This window comes from Rhodococcus sp. JCM 9793, from assembly GCF_055380405.1.
On record NZ_AP043721.1, the window covers coordinates 1,597,696 to 1,613,480 of the forward strand.

A 15,785-nucleotide genomic window follows, 5' to 3' on the forward strand; every position below is an offset into this window, starting at 1 on the left:
TGAACTCGAGGAGCGCACATGTCGAACAACGAACCGCCGTCGGCCGAAGAGATCATCCTCTACGAGAAGGATCCGGCTTCGAAAATCGCGACCATCACGTTCAACCGGCCCGACCGCTTGAACGCTCCCACGGTCGAAGCGCGACTGCGCTACGCCGACCTGCTTCATCGGGCGAGCATCGACGACGACGTGAAGGTCCTGGTGGTGCGGGCCGAGGGCGACGATTTCGGGAGCGGGGTGGACCTGCCCGATTTCATGGCCGGTGTCGAGGGCGACGACTCTGCCGAGCGTCTCAAGGAGTTCAAGATCGACGACCCCGACGTTGTCTATCCGCCGAAGGACTCGTACCGCAACATGGGTAACTACGGGTCGTGGTTCGCCGACGCCCAGTCCGGCTGTCGGAGTCTGCAGGAGTTCAACAAGATCAGCATCGTCGAGGTCAAGGGCTACTGCTATGGGTGGCACTTCTACCAGGCTGCCGACGCCGACCTCGTAATCGCCTCCGACGACGCATTGTTCGGGCACGCCGCGTTCCGTTACGTCGGTTGGGGCCCGCGCATGTGGACGTGGGCGATGACGATGGGAATCCGGCGGTTCCAAGAGATGGTGTTCACCGGCCGGCCGTTCACCGCCGACGAGATGTACGAGTGCGGTTTCCTCAACAAGGTCGTGGCCCGCGCCGATCTCGAGGACGAGGTGCAGACCTACGCGAAGGCGTGCGCGCGCAACCGCCCGACCGACACCGTCGTCATCCAGAAGATGTTCTTCCGGATGATGAAGCAGCATCAGGGTGAGTACATGGGCAGTCTCCTCACCGGTATGGTCGAGTCCATGGGTCGGCTCGTCCGCCCGGATGAGCACGAATTCCATCTGAATGCCGAGATGATGGAGGCGGGGCTGACCGATTCGGTGAAGGCGAACGACGAGAATTTTCCCCCTGAGTTCCGGCTCAGCAAGGCCGCACGGCTGCGCCCCTAGTCACTGTTGCGGTCCTAGTTAGGATCATCGAATCATGAGCACTACTCCACGACTGTCCATGCGCGAGCGTCAACGCAATCTGACCCGGCAGAGCATCCTCGACGCCTCCCTGGAGGCGTTCGCCGACCGGGGTTACTTCGCCACCACCGTCGACGACATCGTGCAGCGGGCCGGCATCGGTCGGGCGACCTTCTACCTGCACTTCGACGGCAAAGCGACCGTGCTGCGCAACCTCCGCGACGCGCGGATGGTCGAGTGGCAGACCCAGGACGGGTTCAACTGGGGGCGCGGACAGGCCGCCTCGGTGCGGAAGTTCTTCGAGCGGATGGTCGACTTCTATCTCGACGCGCCGATCCTCTACAAGACGCTGCACGAGGCGCGCGCAGCCGATCCGGAGTTCGCCGCCGAGCACATGCGGACCATGGAGGAGCTGGTCGTCGAATGGTCGGGCACCAAAACGTCGGCAACTGCGGAGCAGTTGCGTCTCAGTGCCGCGATGCTCTATTCGATGCTCGACTACTTCATGCATCTCTGGCTGATCCAGGGGTGGGACATCGAGCGTGAACGCGCGATCGACGCGATGTCGGATGCGCTGCTCGCCGCGATGCGCTGAGCTCAGTCGCCGGTCTCGAAGGCCCTGCGCAGAACGGCGTGGACGTCGTCGAGGAAACGCTGGGTCTGTCGTGTACGAGGGCGGGCGACGAACCCGCCGTGGATCACCCCGGGGTAGACATGGAGTTCGACCGGAGTCCCGGCCCGGGACAATTGCGCGGCATAGTGCAGGTTGGAGTCGAGCAGCGCGTCCACGTCGCCGATACCGATGAATGCGGGTGCAGTGCCACGCAATTCGTCGAGCGTCGCGCGTCCGGGTGCGGCTGTCGCCGGGGGGGCTGTGTCATGGAGTTCGCCGAGATACGCCCGCCACGAGTGACGTTCGGCCTCGAGTCGCCACAGACCCCGATGTCCGGCTCCACCCTCGAGTGCCCGGAGGGAGTCGTGCTCACGGTCGTCGAGCATCGGATAGACCAAGAGTTGGAGCGCGGGCTGGGGCAGGCCCACCTCGGCGAGGCGGATACACAGCGCGGTGGCGAGTCCGGCGCCGGCGCTTGCGCCGCCGATGACGAGACGGCTCGGGTCCACTCCGAGAGCGTCGGCGTTCGCCAGGATGTGGCGCCAGACCAGTTCGGCGTCGTCGAGGCCTGCGGGGTAAGGGTTTTCGGGTGCCAGGCGGTAGTCGACCGATACGACCGCGCATCCGATGTCGGCGGCGATGCGATCGAGCCGATCGTCGTTCTCGTCGAGCCCACCCATGATGTATGCGCCGCCGTGGAAGTACATGATCGCGGGGAGTGGGCCGGTGATGTCGCGCGGCCGGTACCACCGGACGGGCACGTCGGGTTGCCCCTGATTGCTGGGGACGGCGTCGTCGACCCGTTCGACTCGTTCGCTCACGGGAGTCGGGGGAGGAGTGACCTCGGCGTAGCTCCCGCGAACGGTGTCGATGCTCGTCGTGTCCCACCGGGTCAGGAGATCGAGTTGGTCGAGTGTCGCCGGCTCGATCCGGCGGTGGACTGCGACGGCGGGCTCGGCGGGGCCATCGAACGCCGGGAGTGCCGCGATGCGAGCGTGCAGATCGACATCGGCGGAACGGAACGTCTCGGCGAGGATCGGGGGTTCCTTCCGGGCCTGCACCCGTTCGGCGAGTGCGGTGGCAAGGGGCCGAGTTTCCGGCGTATCGAGAACGGCGATGCGGCTCGGGTCTGCTTCGAAGAGATCGGTGGCCACCGAGCGGGCCCATTGCAGGGCGCGGTCGCTGTCGTCGAGTGCACTGCGGGGACGGGTGGGAACCTCGACGATCACCAGTCCGTCGGCAATGAGCTCGCGGCAGCTGTTCGGGTGGTCGCCGTTCAGGACCAGTACGAGGAATCGGCTCGTCGCAGGACGTGGCGATGTGAAAGTTCGGACGCTCAGCCCGGCCCCCACCTCATGGGAGTCGATGCCCGTCATCCCCGCCTCCTGTCTCAAATAGTGCACAGATATGTGTAGAAAATACACTTGGACGGTAGCTGATGGTGCTGAGCCTCACAAGGTTCCGCTCCGAACTCTTGACGGAGAGTGGACCGCTCAACCAGTATGTGTGTATATAGAACCAATGTGTTCGTTAAATACACATGCCTTCGGATGATGCATTACACCGAGAAGGAGCCGCAACCCATGATGGAAGCTCGGCGCAACTCAACCCCTGAGATAGACGCTCCGAATGCGGCACAGGTCTTCACGACCTGGCTCGCAGAATTCGCGGCCGCGCTCGAGAAGGGCTCGGAGGTCGAGCTGGGGGCATGCCTGCACCGCGACGCCACGTGGCGCGACTTCATGGCCTTCCCGTGGGACTTCCACCATGCCGTCGGCAGCGAGCAGACGGCCGGGCGGCTGATCGAGCTCGCAAAGGAATGGAGCGCGTCCGGCTTCTCCGTGAGCGCCGTGCAGGAGCCCTTCGTCTCCGGCGACGACATCATGGGGTTCTTCGACTTCACGACCAACGACCGGGTCAATCGCGGATTCGCGCGACTCGTCCGCGACGGGGCGCGCTTCGTCGCGTACACGTTGCAGACCCAGGTCGAGGCGCTCGAAGCCTTCCCCGAGGGGACTCGTCACCGTCGCCCCGAAGGCAAGGTCTACGGCGTCGTCCCGGGCCGCACGCGCTGGGCCGACGATCGGCGCAACGAGACGTCGTTCGAGGACCGCGACCCCACCGTCCTCGTGCTCGGCGCAGGCCACAACGGTCTGGCTCTCGCGGCGAGGCTGGGTGCCCTCGACGTCGACACGCTCGTGATCGACCGGGAGGCACGCATCGGCGACACGTGGCGCAAACGCTACGCATCCCTGGCGCTGCACAGCACCGTCTACGGCGACCACCTGCCGTATCTGCCCCTCCCCGCTACATGGCCGGCGCACACCCCGAAGGACAAGTTCGCGAACTGGCTCGAAACGTACGCCACCACCCTCGATCTCAACGTGTGGATGAGGGCAACGTTCCTCAGCGGCCACTACGACGAGGAAACCGAGCGGTGGACCGTCCGCGTTCAGAGGGGCGACGGCTCGATCCGCGACCTGCATCCGCGACACTTCATCGTGGCCGGCGGCATGTTCGGTTCTCCGCGCATTCCCGAGATCGAGGGACTCCAGGAATTTCGCGGTGTTGCAGTGCACTCCGACGAATTCCAGGACGGCGACCGTTATTCCGGCAAGAAGACGCTCGTCATCGGGTCGGGGGTCAGCGGTCACGAACTGGCGCACGACCTCTGGGAACACGATGCCGACGTCACGATGGTGCAGCGCACCTCGACCTACGTCGTCACCTACCCGAGTTATCACAAGTACTGGTCGACCCTGTTCACCGAGGATATGACGCTGACGCCGGACTTCGCCGACCAGATGACCTACGCCCTGCCCAACGAGCGGGTCGACGAGTTCAACAAAGAACTCGTGCAGCTCGCGAAGGCGGCCGACAAGGAACTGCTCGATGCACTCGAATCCCAAGGATTCAAGCTCAACTGGGGCCCGGACGGCACAGGCATCATCGGTGCGCACATGTCCGGCAAGGACAGCTACCAGATCGACATCGGCGCATCCCAGCTCATCGCCGACGGCCGGGTCCACCTGAAGCAGGGCGTCGAGGTCGCGGAGATCAAGGACGGCAAGACAGTGGTGTTCACCGACGGGTCGGAGATGCGCGATGTCGAGCTCATCGTCTTCGCAACCGGATACCACCAGTTCTGGGGCCATCTGAAGCCGGTTCTCGGCTCCGCAGCAGCGAAGATCGACAAGGCGTATGGTCGCGCCGCCGACGGCGAATACGCGAACACCTGGCGCCGATCGGCGCAGCCCGGACTCTGGTTCGGCACCGGATTCATCCGAATGGCGCGCTTCTACACCCGCTTCACCGCCCTGCTGATCAAGGCGATCGAGGAGGGCATCGAGCCGATGGACCCGGAGGCCCGCAAGCCGTAATCGGCCCGACTCCAGCTTCGGTGTTCTCGACAGCCGATATACGCCGTTGAGAACACCGAAGTTCATCGTCCGCGCAACGCGCCTCGCTGGATCTTGCCGGTCGCGGTCTTCGGGAGCACATCGAGCACGTGGACCACGCGGGGTCGCTTGTACGCCGCGAGTCGCTCGCCCGCGAACGCGACCAGTTCGTCCGGTTCGGCCGCCTTGCCCTCGCGCAGTGAGACATACGCGACCACCACTTCGCCGCGGTAGTCGTCGGGCATCCCCACCACCGCGACCTCGAGGACTGAAGGGTGCTCGTACAACACGTCTTCGACCTCACGCGGCCACACCTTGTAGCCCGAGGTGTTGATCTGATCCTTGATGCGGTCGACGAGATAGACCCAGCCCTCGTCGTCGATGATGGCGACGTCGCCGGTGTGCAGACGTCCACCGGGAAGTGTGAGCTCCGTGGCTTCCTCGTTCTGCCAATAGCCGGGAATCACCTGCGGCGCGGTGACGACGAGTTCGCCCTCCTCACCTGGTGGCTGTGGCCTGCCCTCGGCGTCGACCGCGATGACCTCGACGCCGCGTGTCGCCACGCCGACGGACAGCGTCCCGCTCGGCCCGTGCACCGGAGCCGGCACACCCGGCGGCACCGCGATACCCCCGCCCGTCGTCTCGGTCATCCCCCAGATGTTGTGGAGGTAGACGCCGAACCGGTCGCGGAAGGCGTCGATCGTCGCCGGTGGGATCGGGGCTCCACCGGAGTAGACGCGCTTCGCGCTCGCGAAATGGCCGGCGCCGGCCTCGGAGACGCCGAAGAACGCATTGAACGCGGTGATCGAGCCGACTGTCGTCGTGACCTTGTGCTCGCGGATCGTGTCGAGCGCGACCGACGCCTCGAATCGTCCGCTCATGCTCAGTGTGGCGTCGTTCAGCAGCGCGATCCCGGCGTTGAGCGAGAGTCCGGTGATGTGGAACATCGGAGCGATCGCGTAGGACACATCGCCGGCTCCCAGCCGGATCCACTCGGCGTAACCCGAGACAGCGCAGAGGAAATTCCGGTGGGTGTTGAGCGCGCCTTTGGGCGGTCCGGTCGTGCCGGAGGTGTAGGTGATGAAGGCGATGTCGTCGCCGTCATGCATGATCCGAGCCGGATACCGGCCGCGTCGTGCAGCGAGGATCGTGGCGAGGTCGCCGTCGGGGGAGGGCGCGGCGTCCGGTTCGGTGAACACCCGAGGGTCGTTCCGTGTCTGGAAGTCTCGCGACGATGCCGAGAGCAACCACCGGACCTGTGTTCCCGTCAGCGCGTTGCGTGTTGCCTCATCGGTGCCGCGTGCGACGATGATCCCCGTCGTGCCGGAGTCCTCGACCAGTCGCCGTAGTTCGTCTCCGCGGTACATCGGATTGAACGGCACGGCGATCGCGCCGGCCTTCCACACGGCCAGAAGGGCCAGTGGGTAGTACGGGATGTTCTGCAGGTAGATGCCGATCCGGTCACCCGAACGCACCCCGCGAGCCTGGAACTCGGTGGCCAGCGCGTCGGTCAGCGAATCGAGGGTGGCGGCGTCGATCGTGCCGTCGAAGTATCGGATCGCCGCGCGGTCGGGACCGGCGGCGACCCGCTCGCGCCAGGCCTCGACGATCGAACCGGACATGTTCACCGGTCTGGGCCGACTGCGTGCCGTCCGGCGATCCAGGCGAATGTCATTCCGGGACCGAGCGTTCCGCCGGGACCTCCGTACGAGGCGCCGGTCGGCGACGAGACGTTGCCCGCCGCATACAAACCGCCGATCACCTCGCCGTCGAGATCGATGACGCGGGCATACTCGTCGACCTTTGGACCGCCCTTGGTGCCGATGACGCCGGCGGTCAATTCCATGGCGTAGAACGGACCTTCCGTGATCGGTCCGAGCGTGCCGTCGATGCTCCCCTTCTTGTACGGGTCGCCCCACCACCGGTCGTGGGCGCTCTCGCCTCGGCCGAAGTGCGGGTCCTTACCCGCGGCGACGTTCGCGTTCCACTGGTCGACGGTGCGCTCGAGTTCGTCGCCGGGGATGCCGAGCGCCAGCGCGAGGTCGCGGAGGGTGGGTGCCTCCACCAGCCACGGGGGTGTGATGCCTGTGTAGGGCCGACCGGTCGATCCGTAGGTGGTGAGGTAGGTGTGGTCGAAGATCAGCCACGCGGGCAGGTTGGCGTACCGGAACGCGGTGACGTCCTCCTGATGGAAGGCGCCCACGACCGAGTTGTAGCTGACGGCCTCGTTGGTGAAGCGTCGTCCGGTGCGGTTCACCATGATGCTGCGTGGCCGCGTGCGGTCGCCGTTGATCATCTCGAGGTTCATCGAGTTGATGCCCTCGGGGAGTTCGGTGATGGGGATCCACCAGGCTTCGCGCATGTTCTGGAGTGCTGCTCCGGCACGCATCGCCATGCGCAGGCCATCGCCGGTGTTCGTGGGGATCGAGGCGGGTTTCGTGACGTGGCCGCGCAGGAACGCAGTGCGGTATTCCTCGTTCCACTCGAATCCGCCGGTGGCCAGGATGACAGCGCGTGTGGCCTGGAGGGTCCGACGTCCGTCGGCGGTCTCGGCGACCACACCGATAGCCCGGCCGTTGTCGATGATCAGATCGCGTGCTGCGGTCGACACCTCGATGGCGACGCCCACGCGGAGGCATGCGTTCAGGAGGGCGCCGACGAGGCCTCCGCCCATGCCGCGCAGGTCCTCGGCCTCGCGGTGTGCTTTCTCTTCGTCGGTGGGGGTCTTGGGGACTGCGCAGCCGATCGCGGTCTCGTCCATTCGCAGGTAGGGGGAGTAGTAGGGGGTCACCTCGACCCTGTCCTGCCACTCGCCCAAGGTAGGGAATGGGAACAGTTCCTGTCCGAGCGTCCGGCCGCCCTCGGGTTTGCCGCCGGGATTCGACGGGTGGTAGTCGGGTAGTCCGGGCACAGCGAAGAACTCGACCCCGCCGTCGTCGGCGAGTGCGCGCACCATCTTCGGTCCGGCGTCCACGAAGGCACGGGCCAGGCGTTCGTCGAGGATGCCGCGGCCGAGAGACATCAGGTAGGTCATCGCGTCGTCGACGCTGTCCTTCGCGCCGATGTCTTCCATGTAGGGGTTGTTCGGGATCCAGACGTGGCCTCCCGACCAGGCGGTGGTGCCGCCGATCCGATCGTTCTTCTCCAGGATCGCGACTCGCGCGCCTTGGTGTGCTGCGGTGAACGCGGCCGTGAGTCCTGCGGCGCCGCTGCCGAGGACGATGACGTCGTATGTTTCGGGTTCGGACACTCCGGCCTCCGGTTCGAGTGGGCTCTTGTGGCGTGGTGTGATCCTGATTACCATAGCGAAAGTGCATCAATAGAGACCAGCTGTTCAATATATACACATAACGCGGCGCAGAGATGGTGGGTCGAATACCTATGCAGGAGATGTACGACGTGGTCGTTCTCGGGTCGGGAGCTGCCGGCCTCACTGCCGCGCTTGCCGCCGCGCTGGAGGGCGCTGACGTTGCGATCCTCGAGAAGGCCGAGCTGATCGGCGGCACGACCGCGCTGTCCGGCGCGGGAATCTGGGTCCCGGGCAATCCGATCGCGGCCCAGAAGGGTATCGACGACTCGCTCGAGGAAGGCCTGGCCTACCTGTCGAGCCTGTCCAACGGGATGATCCTGCCCGAGCTGGCCGAGGCATTGATCTCCGGCGGCCCCGGGTTCGTCGACTTCCTGCACGACCACACAGACCTCCGACTCCAGCTCGTCGAGGGATACCCCGACTACCACCCTGAACATCCCGGCGGCAAGCCCGCGGGCGGCCGGACACTCGAACCCGGACTGTTCTCCTTCGTCGGGTTCGAGAAATGGATCGACCGCATCGCCGGAGATATCCAACGCATCGTGCTGGTCGAAATGCCCCTGGGAGGCGGGACGGGTGTCGTCGCACCCGAGATTCTCGCTGCTCGTGAGGACGCCGCGGAAGAGGGGCTGGGGCGCGCGCTGGTCGGCGGCCTGCTGAAGGCGTGCCTCGAGCACCGGGTCGACGTCGTAACAGAGGCCAGGGCGCTGCGGCTGTGCACCGACGACGGCGTCGTCGACGGCGTCGAGGTCGAGACCGCCGACGGCGTGAGAACGGTCGGAGCCTCTGCGGTCGTGCTCGCGACCGGAGGGTTCGAGTACGACCCGGATCTGGTGCGTGACTTCCTGCGTGGACCGCTGACGCGCCCCATCGGTGCGCCGTCGAACACCGGTGACGGCCTGCGGATGGCGATGAGAGTCGGTGCTCGACTGGGCAATATGCGTGAGGCGTGGTGGTCGCCGTCGGTACCGTGCCCGGGCGCCCGGCGCGACGGGGCTCCGGTTGCGATGCTGTCGTCGCGCGAGCGGGCGCTACCCGGGTCGATCATGGTCAACCGCTACGGCCGCCGCTTCGCGAACGAGGCTGCGAACTACAACGCCTTCGGTGGCGCCTTTCATCATCTCGACGAGTCGCGACTCGACTACCCGAATCTCCCTGCGTACATGATCTTCGACCAGTCCACCGTCGACCGGTTCGGCGTATTCGGTGCTCGCCCGGGTGCTCCGGTTCCGGAATGGGTGATCCGGGCATCATCCATCGCGGAACTCGCTGCGGCGCTGGATCTTCCGGTCGACGCGATGGAGACGACGATCGAACGCTTCAACGGGCATGCAGCGAACGGCGCGGACCCGGATTTCTCGCGGGGCCGTAGTGCATTCGATCGCTTCCCCGGTGGACGGGTGAGCGACCCCGATTCTCCCGGCGCAACGCTGGGGCCGGTCGGGACGGCTCCGTACTACGCCGTCGAGGTCGTGAGCTCGGCGCTCGGCACGAAGGGCGGCCCACGCACCGACGTCGCGGGGCGGGTGCTCGACGTCGACGGTGACGTGATCGCGGGACTGTATGCCGCGGGCAACGTGATGGCCAACCCCAGCGGGATGGTCTACGGCGGTGCCGGCGCCACCCTCGCGGTCGCCGGGGTGTGGGGGATTGCTGCAGGCCGGGCCGCCGTCGCCGATCGAGTCCCGGCGCGTTCGAAAGTGGCTCAGACGTGAGTGAACCCGCAGGCAAGCCGATTCGTTCAAATGATAGACGCATTGTCTATTGACTTGCCTGACCATCCATCTATAGCGTGTGACTGGGATTACAGGACGACTCTCGATGCCACCTCTGATCTGAAGGACGGGCCATGGCGACTCGGCGCTATCTCCACCTGAACCTCGTCGGCAACGACATCAATCTCCACATGGGGGCTCCCTCTTACGAACAGAAGCACCACGCTGATACTGCGCTCGTCGACCCGTTCGAGCGGCTGATGACCTACGGCCATCTCGGCGACGAGGGTCTCTTCACCGCGATCTTTCTCGGCGACGTACCCGGCATGCCGAACTCGCCTGCCTTCGACGGCGGGCCGGCGGAGCCGATCACCGCGCTGACCGCGATGGCCCGCGAGACCCAGTACGTCGGTCTCATCGCCACCGCGTCCACGACGTTCTACGACCCGTACACACTCGCGCGGCTCATCGCCTCGCTCGACCAGGCGTCCGACGGACGGGCCGGGCTCAACGCTGTCACCACCGTCGGCGATGCACTCGCGCTGAACTACAGCAAGACCAGCCACCCCGATCGCGAAACCCGATACCGTCGCGCCACGGAGTTCCTCGACGTAACCGAAGCCCTCTGGGCCAATCGGGAGGTGCGTCGCGACCCCGACGGTGTCACGCGCTATTACGCCTCGCCGATCAACCACGAGGGCGAATCCTTCAGTGTCATCGGCCCGCTCAACGTCGCGCCGAGTCGGCAGGGCAGGCCGCTGGTAGCGCAGGCCGGTGGGTCCGGGCCCGGCATCAAGGTCGCCGCGCGGCACGCCGACATGGTGTTCACGGCAGCATCCAACCGGGAGCGAGCGGCCGCATACCGGGAGGACCTAGACAAGGCACTCGCCGACGCGGGACGCCCTGTCGGCAGCGTCCCGGCGGTTCCCGGCCTCATCCCCTACGTCGCGCGCACCGCGAAGGAGGCCGAAGAGCAGATGCTCGCCCTGGACGAATTCGTCCCGTGGGAACTCCTCGCGCCGAAGGTGCTCGTGCAGTTCGGGTTGGAGCCGATTTCGTTCGACAGCGTCGAAGACCGGTTCCCGTTCGAGAAGATGCCGAAGCCGGCCGATGTCGAGAAGACCATCAAGAGCACCTTCGGGAATTACGTCGGCCTCTACGACTGGATCGACGCACACCCCGGCGCCACCGTCCGCGAGGTCACGGCGCAGTCGCTCGGCCGGGGCGGTGCGCAGCACCGCAAGTTCGTCGGCTCGTACGACGACATCGTCGACGACTTCGAGGCGTGGTGGGGCGACGGCAACGTCGGAGGCTTCAACCTCATGTTCCCCGTCGGCCCGGCGTCGATCCGCGAATTCATCGACGAGGTGATTCCCCGCATGATCGATCGCGGGATCTACCGATCCACCCCCGACGACCGGCCGCTGCGAGAACGGTTCGCATGAGCAGCAACCTGCCGAGAGGCGAAAGGAACCGAGCATGCCGGAGACGTTGACGCCGCCGGGCCCGAAACCCGAAGGCTTCGACCCGGATTGGGTGCGGGCCAAACATGCCTACGAGCGTGCCAAGCGGCTGCGGCGCGACGGCGTCGAGCAGTTCGTCCAGGTCACTGCCGAGTTCTCGCACTGGGAGGACGATCCCTACGTCGAACGGGTCGATCGAGATCCGGTGACCGACGAGGTGGAGGTCCTCATGATCGGCTCCGGCCTCGGTAGTCTGATCGCCGCGGCACGGATGCGTGAGGCGGGCCTCGACGGCATCAGGTTGCTCGACCGGGCGGGCGGAGTGGGCGGAACCTGGTACTGGAACCGCTATCCGGGCGTCCAATGCGACATCGAGTCCTACATCTACATGCCGCTCCTGGAAGAGCTGGGCTACATCCCCACTCAGAAGTACGCGTACGGCGCCGAGATCCGTGAGCACCTCACGGCGATCGCGCACAAGTACGACCTCATGCGCGACGCGCTCTTCCACACCACCGTCACCGAGATGGTCTGGGACGAGGCGGGGGAACGCTGGGTCGTGCACACCGATCGCGGCGACCGCATCCGCGCCCGGATCGTGGTGGTCTCTCCGGGCTCGCTCGTACGCCCGAAACTGCCCGGTATTCCCGGCATCAACGAGTTCGAAGGACACACCTTCCACACCAGCCGATGGGACTACAGCTACACCGGAGGTAACGAGTCCGGTGAGCTGACCGGGCTGCAGGACAAGTCCGTGGGCGTCGTCGGCACGGGCGCCACCGGCCTGCAGGTGGTCCCTCACCTCGGTCGATGGGCCGAGCAGCTCTACGTGTTCCAACGGACGCCGAACGCCGTCGACGAACGGGGGAACAAGCCGACCGACCCCGACTGGGCCGAGAATCTCGAGCCCGGATGGCAGCGCGAGCGGATGGAGAACTTCACCCGCTACACCGCGGGCATGGAGAGCCACACCGACCTAGTCGACGACGGCTGGACCCGCGTGGCGTCCGAGGTCACCAAGACTGCGATCCAGCAGGAGAACGAACGCCGGGGCGCACCGATGAGCCCGGAGGAGATCGGCGAGTTCCTCTTCGAGGCCGATTACAGGTCCATGGAGCGGGTGCGCGCCAGGATCGACTCCGTCGTCACCGACACGGCGACCGCCGAGGCGCTCAAGCCCTGGTACAAGCGGCTCTGCAAGCGCGTCGGGTTCCACGACGAATACCTGCCCACGTTCAACCGCGACAACGTCGAGCTCGTCGACACCGACGGACGCGGAATCGAGCGGCTGACACGCGACGGGGTCGTCGTCGGAGGCACGGAATACAAGGTCGATGCGTTGATCTTCGCAACGGGATACGACGTCAGCAGCAGCTACACCCGACGGGCCGGATTCGACATCATCGGTCGCGACGGCATCCACCTGAGCGACAAATGGAAGAGCGGACCGCGTACCTTCCACGGCCTGCAGTCCAACGGATTCCCCAACTGCTTCTTCCTCGGATACACGCAGACCGGCATCGCGAACAACTACACGCACACCGCCGAGGAACGCGCCCGCCACCTCGTCTATCTGCTCCAGCAGCGCGTCGAGCGGGGCGCCACCACGATCGAGGCCGACCTCGAAGCCGAGGACGGCTGGGTCTCCACCATGAAGGAACTCTCCAATCCTGGGCAGGCCTTCTACGCGGACTGCACCCCCAGTTACCTCGACAACGAGGGCGACAGCGGCAATCCCGACGGGCTCGTCGCAGCCAACTATGGCGGCGGTCCGATCCAGTTCTTCCAACTGCTGGCCCGGTGGCGGGACAGCGGACAGATGGATGGCGTCACGCTCTCGTAGCGCCCTCGGTCACCAGTCACGGTTACGGAGTGAATTGTCAATGAAAGTCGAGATCATCGAAGCGCGATGCGTCTCTGCCGGCCAGTGCGCCGCGATCGCACCCGAGGTGTTCGACCAGCGTGACGAAGACGGCGTCGTGGTCCTGATGGATGCGAACCCGACCGAGGAACACTGGGATTCGGTTCGTCAGGCAGCAGCGTCGTGCCCCGCGGTCGCCATCGCATTCGAGGAGTGAAAGACATGACAGAGAATTCCACGACCGGCGTCGACGAGGCCGTTCTGAGCTTCCCCGTCGAACGCGACGCGCGCTGTCCGTTCGACGTCCCCGCCGCACTCATCGACTCGGCGGCGCATCAGCCTCTGAGACGAGCACGCATCTGGGACGGCAGCACACCGTGGCTGGTCACGGGCAACGCCGAATTGCGGGTGCTGGCACTGGATCCACGCATCAGCACCGACGATCGTCTGACGGGTTTCCCGCACTGGAATGCCGGCCGGGCGGCCATCGCTCCGATGCGGCCCGACAGCATCTTCAACACTGATGGACCCGGTCACCTGCGATTGCGCCGCATGATGACACGCACCTTCTCGTACAAGCGCGTCGAGGCTCAACGCGAGAAGATCCAGCAGGTGACCGACAAGCTCATCGACGACATGCTGGCCGGGCCGAATCCGGTCGACCTCGTACCGGCGTTCGGTCTTCCGCTTCCGTCGTTCATGATCTGTGAACTGCTCGGAGTTCCCTACGACAATCATGATTTCTTTCAGGAGCACGCCTCGGCGGCAATGGATCGTTACGCCACACCGGAACTGCAGGAACGGCTGTTCACGGCGATGCGTGGCTACATGCGCGAGGTCATCGAAGAGCGGCTGGCTTCCTCGGACGAGTCATCGGGAGTCATCTCGGAATTCGCCGACAACATTCGTGTCGGCGACATGACGATCGACGAGGGTGTCGCACTGGCAAACGGTCTGCTGTCGGCCGGTCACGAGACCAGCGCCGGCATCATTTCACTCGGGACTCTGGCGCTTCTGCAGAATCCCGAGCAGCTCGAGTTCCTGCGCAACAACGACGACCCCAAGGCCATCGCCAATGCGGTCGAAGAACTCCTGCGGTACCTGAGCATTGTGCACAACGGTCAGCGCCGGATCGCATTGGAAGACATCGAGATCAGCGACGTCGTGATCCGTGCCGGCGATGGTGTCATCCTCGACTATTCCGCCGGCAGCTGGGATGCACGGACGTTCGACGAGCCGCGGCAGTTCGATGTGGCTCGGGTGGCGAACAAGCATCTTGCCTTCGGATTCGGCCCGCACGGGTGCATCGGCCAGCAGCTCGCCCGCGTCGAACTTCAGGTCGCCTTCGCCACGCTCATCCGCCGCATCCCGACCTTGAAGCTCGCCGTTCCGATCGAACAGATCGAGTTCAAGCACGACCGGCTCGCCTACGGTGTCTACTCCCTGCCCGTGAGTTGGTGATGGGCAGGGAGTCTCGACTTCAGCTCTGACCCGGCGTCGTCATCGTGCTGCCCGCGGCTGTGCCGCCGTCGACACGGAGGACGGCGCCGGTGACGTAGCGGGCGCGGTCGCTGGCCAGGTAGACGGCGGCTTCGGCGGCGTCGTCGACCGTCCCTTCGCGGTTGAGAGGCCTCTTCTTCGACTGCGTGGTGCGCACACTGGAGATCATCGCTTCGCGTTCCTCACCCTCGAGTTCGGTCGTCGACGACGCCAGCAACGTTGTCGGGATGCTGCCCGGTGCAAGGCAGTTCACGCGGATACCGTGGACGCCGAGGTCGATGGCTGCCGACTTGGTGAAGTGGATGACCGCGGCTTTCGACGCCCGGTAGGTGATCACTCCTCGGCCGGCCATGATGCCGCCGATCGAGGACGTATTGATGATCGAACCACCACCGTTTCCGGCCATGTACTTGGCTGCTGCCTGCGTCCCGACCATCACGGCGCGCAGGTTGATGGCGAAGATCTTGTCGAAGGCTTCGAGGTCGTCGTCGAGGAAGCTGGCATGGATCGGGCCGGAGATGCCGGCGTTGTTGACCAGCACGTCGAGACCCCCGAATGTCTGCACCGCGAACTCCACCAGTGCTCGCACCTGATCGATGTCGGAAATATCGGTTTCCCGAAACACTGCGGCGGCGGCGAGTGAGTCGGCCAGGGCCGTACCTTCGTCGCGGTTCACATCGGCAATCACCACCCGAGCGCCTTCGCGGACGAAATGTTCGACCGTCGCGCGACCGATTCCGGTGGCTCCACCAGTGACGACGGCGATCTTTCCGGTGAGTTCTGAAGACATGTAAGCACTCTCGCATCTCGGACGGTTCGACATTCACGGCATCCAACTACTGGACGCATTGTCTATGAAGAAACGTTCTCTGCCAAGGGTGCACCGTCGAGGGCGGGTTGCGATGGCCGAGTATGAGGGCACACTGGTA

The 15,785-nt window shown here is 65.4% G+C and carries 12 protein-coding genes; 8 read left to right on the forward strand and 4 right to left on the reverse strand.

What is annotated here, in order from left to right; genetic code table 11:
- Window positions 1–18: 18 nt before the first annotated feature.
- Both ACZ46K_RS09730 and ACZ46K_RS09735 read left to right on the forward strand, forming a co-directional pair.
- Window positions 19–978 (forward strand): enoyl-CoA hydratase/isomerase family protein, encoded by a 960-nt coding sequence (locus tag ACZ46K_RS09730; RefSeq protein ID WP_054806748.1) that lies wholly within the window; start codon window positions 19–21, stop codon window positions 976–978.
- Window positions 979–1,012: 34 nt separating this feature from the next.
- Window positions 1,013–1,591 (forward strand): TetR/AcrR family transcriptional regulator, encoded by a 579-nt coding sequence (locus ACZ46K_RS09735; RefSeq protein ID WP_464747903.1) that lies wholly within the window; start codon window positions 1,013–1,015, stop codon window positions 1,589–1,591.
- A gap of 2 nt (window positions 1,592–1,593) precedes the next feature.
- Here the strand turns inward: ACZ46K_RS09735 and ACZ46K_RS09740 are convergent, their stop codons facing one another.
- The gene (locus tag ACZ46K_RS09740) at window positions 1,594–2,985 is read right to left on the reverse strand and encodes an alpha/beta hydrolase (protein WP_464747905.1); all 1,392 of its coding nucleotides are present in this window, start codon (window positions 2,983–2,985) and stop codon (window positions 1,594–1,596) included.
- Between the two features lie 207 nt (window positions 2,986–3,192).
- Here ACZ46K_RS09740 and ACZ46K_RS09745 point away from each other — a divergent pair, with 207 nt between their 5' ends.
- The gene (locus ACZ46K_RS09745) at window positions 3,193–4,989 is read left to right on the forward strand and encodes an NAD(P)-binding domain-containing protein (protein WP_464747907.1); all 1,797 of its coding nucleotides are present in this window, start codon (window positions 3,193–3,195) and stop codon (window positions 4,987–4,989) included.
- Between the two features lie 62 nt (window positions 4,990–5,051).
- Here the strand turns inward: ACZ46K_RS09745 and ACZ46K_RS09750 are convergent, their stop codons facing one another.
- Both ACZ46K_RS09750 and ACZ46K_RS09755 read right to left on the reverse strand, forming a co-directional pair.
- On the reverse strand, window positions 5,052–6,629 hold the full coding sequence (locus tag ACZ46K_RS09750) for a class I adenylate-forming enzyme family protein (protein ID WP_464747909.1): 1,578 nt from the start codon (window positions 6,627–6,629) through the stop codon (window positions 5,052–5,054).
- Window positions 6,630–6,631: 2 nt separating this feature from the next.
- Window positions 6,632–8,257 (reverse strand): FAD-dependent oxidoreductase, encoded by a 1,626-nt coding sequence (locus ACZ46K_RS09755; protein ID WP_464747911.1) that lies wholly within the window; start codon window positions 8,255–8,257, stop codon window positions 6,632–6,634.
- A 140-nt stretch (window positions 8,258–8,397) separates the two neighbouring features.
- Between ACZ46K_RS09755 and ACZ46K_RS09760 the strand changes: the two genes are divergently transcribed.
- From ACZ46K_RS09760 to ACZ46K_RS09780, 5 genes are all read left to right on the forward strand, one after another.
- On the forward strand, window positions 8,398–10,032 hold the full coding sequence (locus ACZ46K_RS09760) for an FAD-dependent oxidoreductase (protein ID WP_464747913.1): 1,635 nt from the start codon (window positions 8,398–8,400) through the stop codon (window positions 10,030–10,032).
- 134 nt (window positions 10,033–10,166) lie between these two features.
- Window positions 10,167–11,477, forward strand: a complete 1,311-nt coding sequence (locus ACZ46K_RS09765) for an NtaA/DmoA family FMN-dependent monooxygenase (protein ID WP_464747915.1) — start codon at window positions 10,167–10,169, stop codon at window positions 11,475–11,477.
- A 34-nt stretch (window positions 11,478–11,511) separates the two neighbouring features.
- Window positions 11,512–13,338 carry a flavin-containing monooxygenase gene (locus ACZ46K_RS09770; protein ID WP_464747917.1) on the forward strand — a complete coding sequence of 609 codons (1,827 nt, stop codon included), beginning with the start codon at window positions 11,512–11,514 and terminating at the stop codon, window positions 13,336–13,338.
- Window positions 13,339–13,378: 40 nt separating this feature from the next.
- Window positions 13,379–13,573 (forward strand): ferredoxin, encoded by a 195-nt coding sequence (locus ACZ46K_RS09775; protein WP_054806257.1) that lies wholly within the window; start codon window positions 13,379–13,381, stop codon window positions 13,571–13,573.
- A 5-nt stretch (window positions 13,574–13,578) separates the two neighbouring features.
- On the forward strand, window positions 13,579–14,817 hold the full coding sequence (locus tag ACZ46K_RS09780) for a cytochrome P450 (RefSeq protein ID WP_054806261.1): 1,239 nt from the start codon (window positions 13,579–13,581) through the stop codon (window positions 14,815–14,817).
- Between the two features lie 19 nt (window positions 14,818–14,836).
- On the opposite strand, the gene ACZ46K_RS09785 is transcribed toward ACZ46K_RS09780, so the two are convergent.
- Window positions 14,837–15,646 carry an SDR family NAD(P)-dependent oxidoreductase gene (locus ACZ46K_RS09785; protein ID WP_464747919.1) on the reverse strand — a complete coding sequence of 270 codons (810 nt, stop codon included), beginning with the start codon at window positions 15,644–15,646 and terminating at the stop codon, window positions 14,837–14,839.
- Window positions 15,647–15,785: the final 139 nt, after the last annotated feature.

Bases quoted from the DNA above. Each gene is read 5' to 3' on its own strand.
- ACZ46K_RS09770 (WP_464747917.1), top strand. From the start codon at position 11,512: ATGCCGGAGACGTTGACGCCGCCGGGCCCGAAACCCGAAGGCTTCGAC.
- ACZ46K_RS09740 (WP_464747905.1), bottom strand. From the start codon at position 2,985: ATGACGGGCATCGACTCCCATGAGGTGGGGGCCGGGCTGAGCGTCCGA.
- ACZ46K_RS09775 (WP_054806257.1), top strand. From the start codon at position 13,379: ATGAAAGTCGAGATCATCGAAGCGCGATGCGTCTCTGCCGGCCAGTGC.
- ACZ46K_RS09745 (WP_464747907.1), top strand. From the start codon at position 3,193: ATGATGGAAGCTCGGCGCAACTCAACCCCTGAGATAGACGCTCCGAAT.
- ACZ46K_RS09765 (WP_464747915.1), top strand. From the start codon at position 10,167: ATGGCGACTCGGCGCTATCTCCACCTGAACCTCGTCGGCAACGACATC.
- ACZ46K_RS09730 (WP_054806748.1), top strand. From the start codon at position 19: ATGTCGAACAACGAACCGCCGTCGGCCGAAGAGATCATCCTCTACGAG.
- ACZ46K_RS09785 (WP_464747919.1), bottom strand. From the start codon at position 15,646: ATGTCTTCAGAACTCACCGGAAAGATCGCCGTCGTCACTGGTGGAGCC.
- ACZ46K_RS09750 (WP_464747909.1), bottom strand. From the start codon at position 6,629: ATGTCCGGTTCGATCGTCGAGGCCTGGCGCGAGCGGGTCGCCGCCGGT.
- ACZ46K_RS09760 (WP_464747913.1), top strand. From the start codon at position 8,398: ATGTACGACGTGGTCGTTCTCGGGTCGGGAGCTGCCGGCCTCACTGCC.
- ACZ46K_RS09780 (WP_054806261.1), top strand. From the start codon at position 13,579: ATGACAGAGAATTCCACGACCGGCGTCGACGAGGCCGTTCTGAGCTTC.
- ACZ46K_RS09735 (WP_464747903.1), top strand. From the start codon at position 1,013: ATGAGCACTACTCCACGACTGTCCATGCGCGAGCGTCAACGCAATCTG.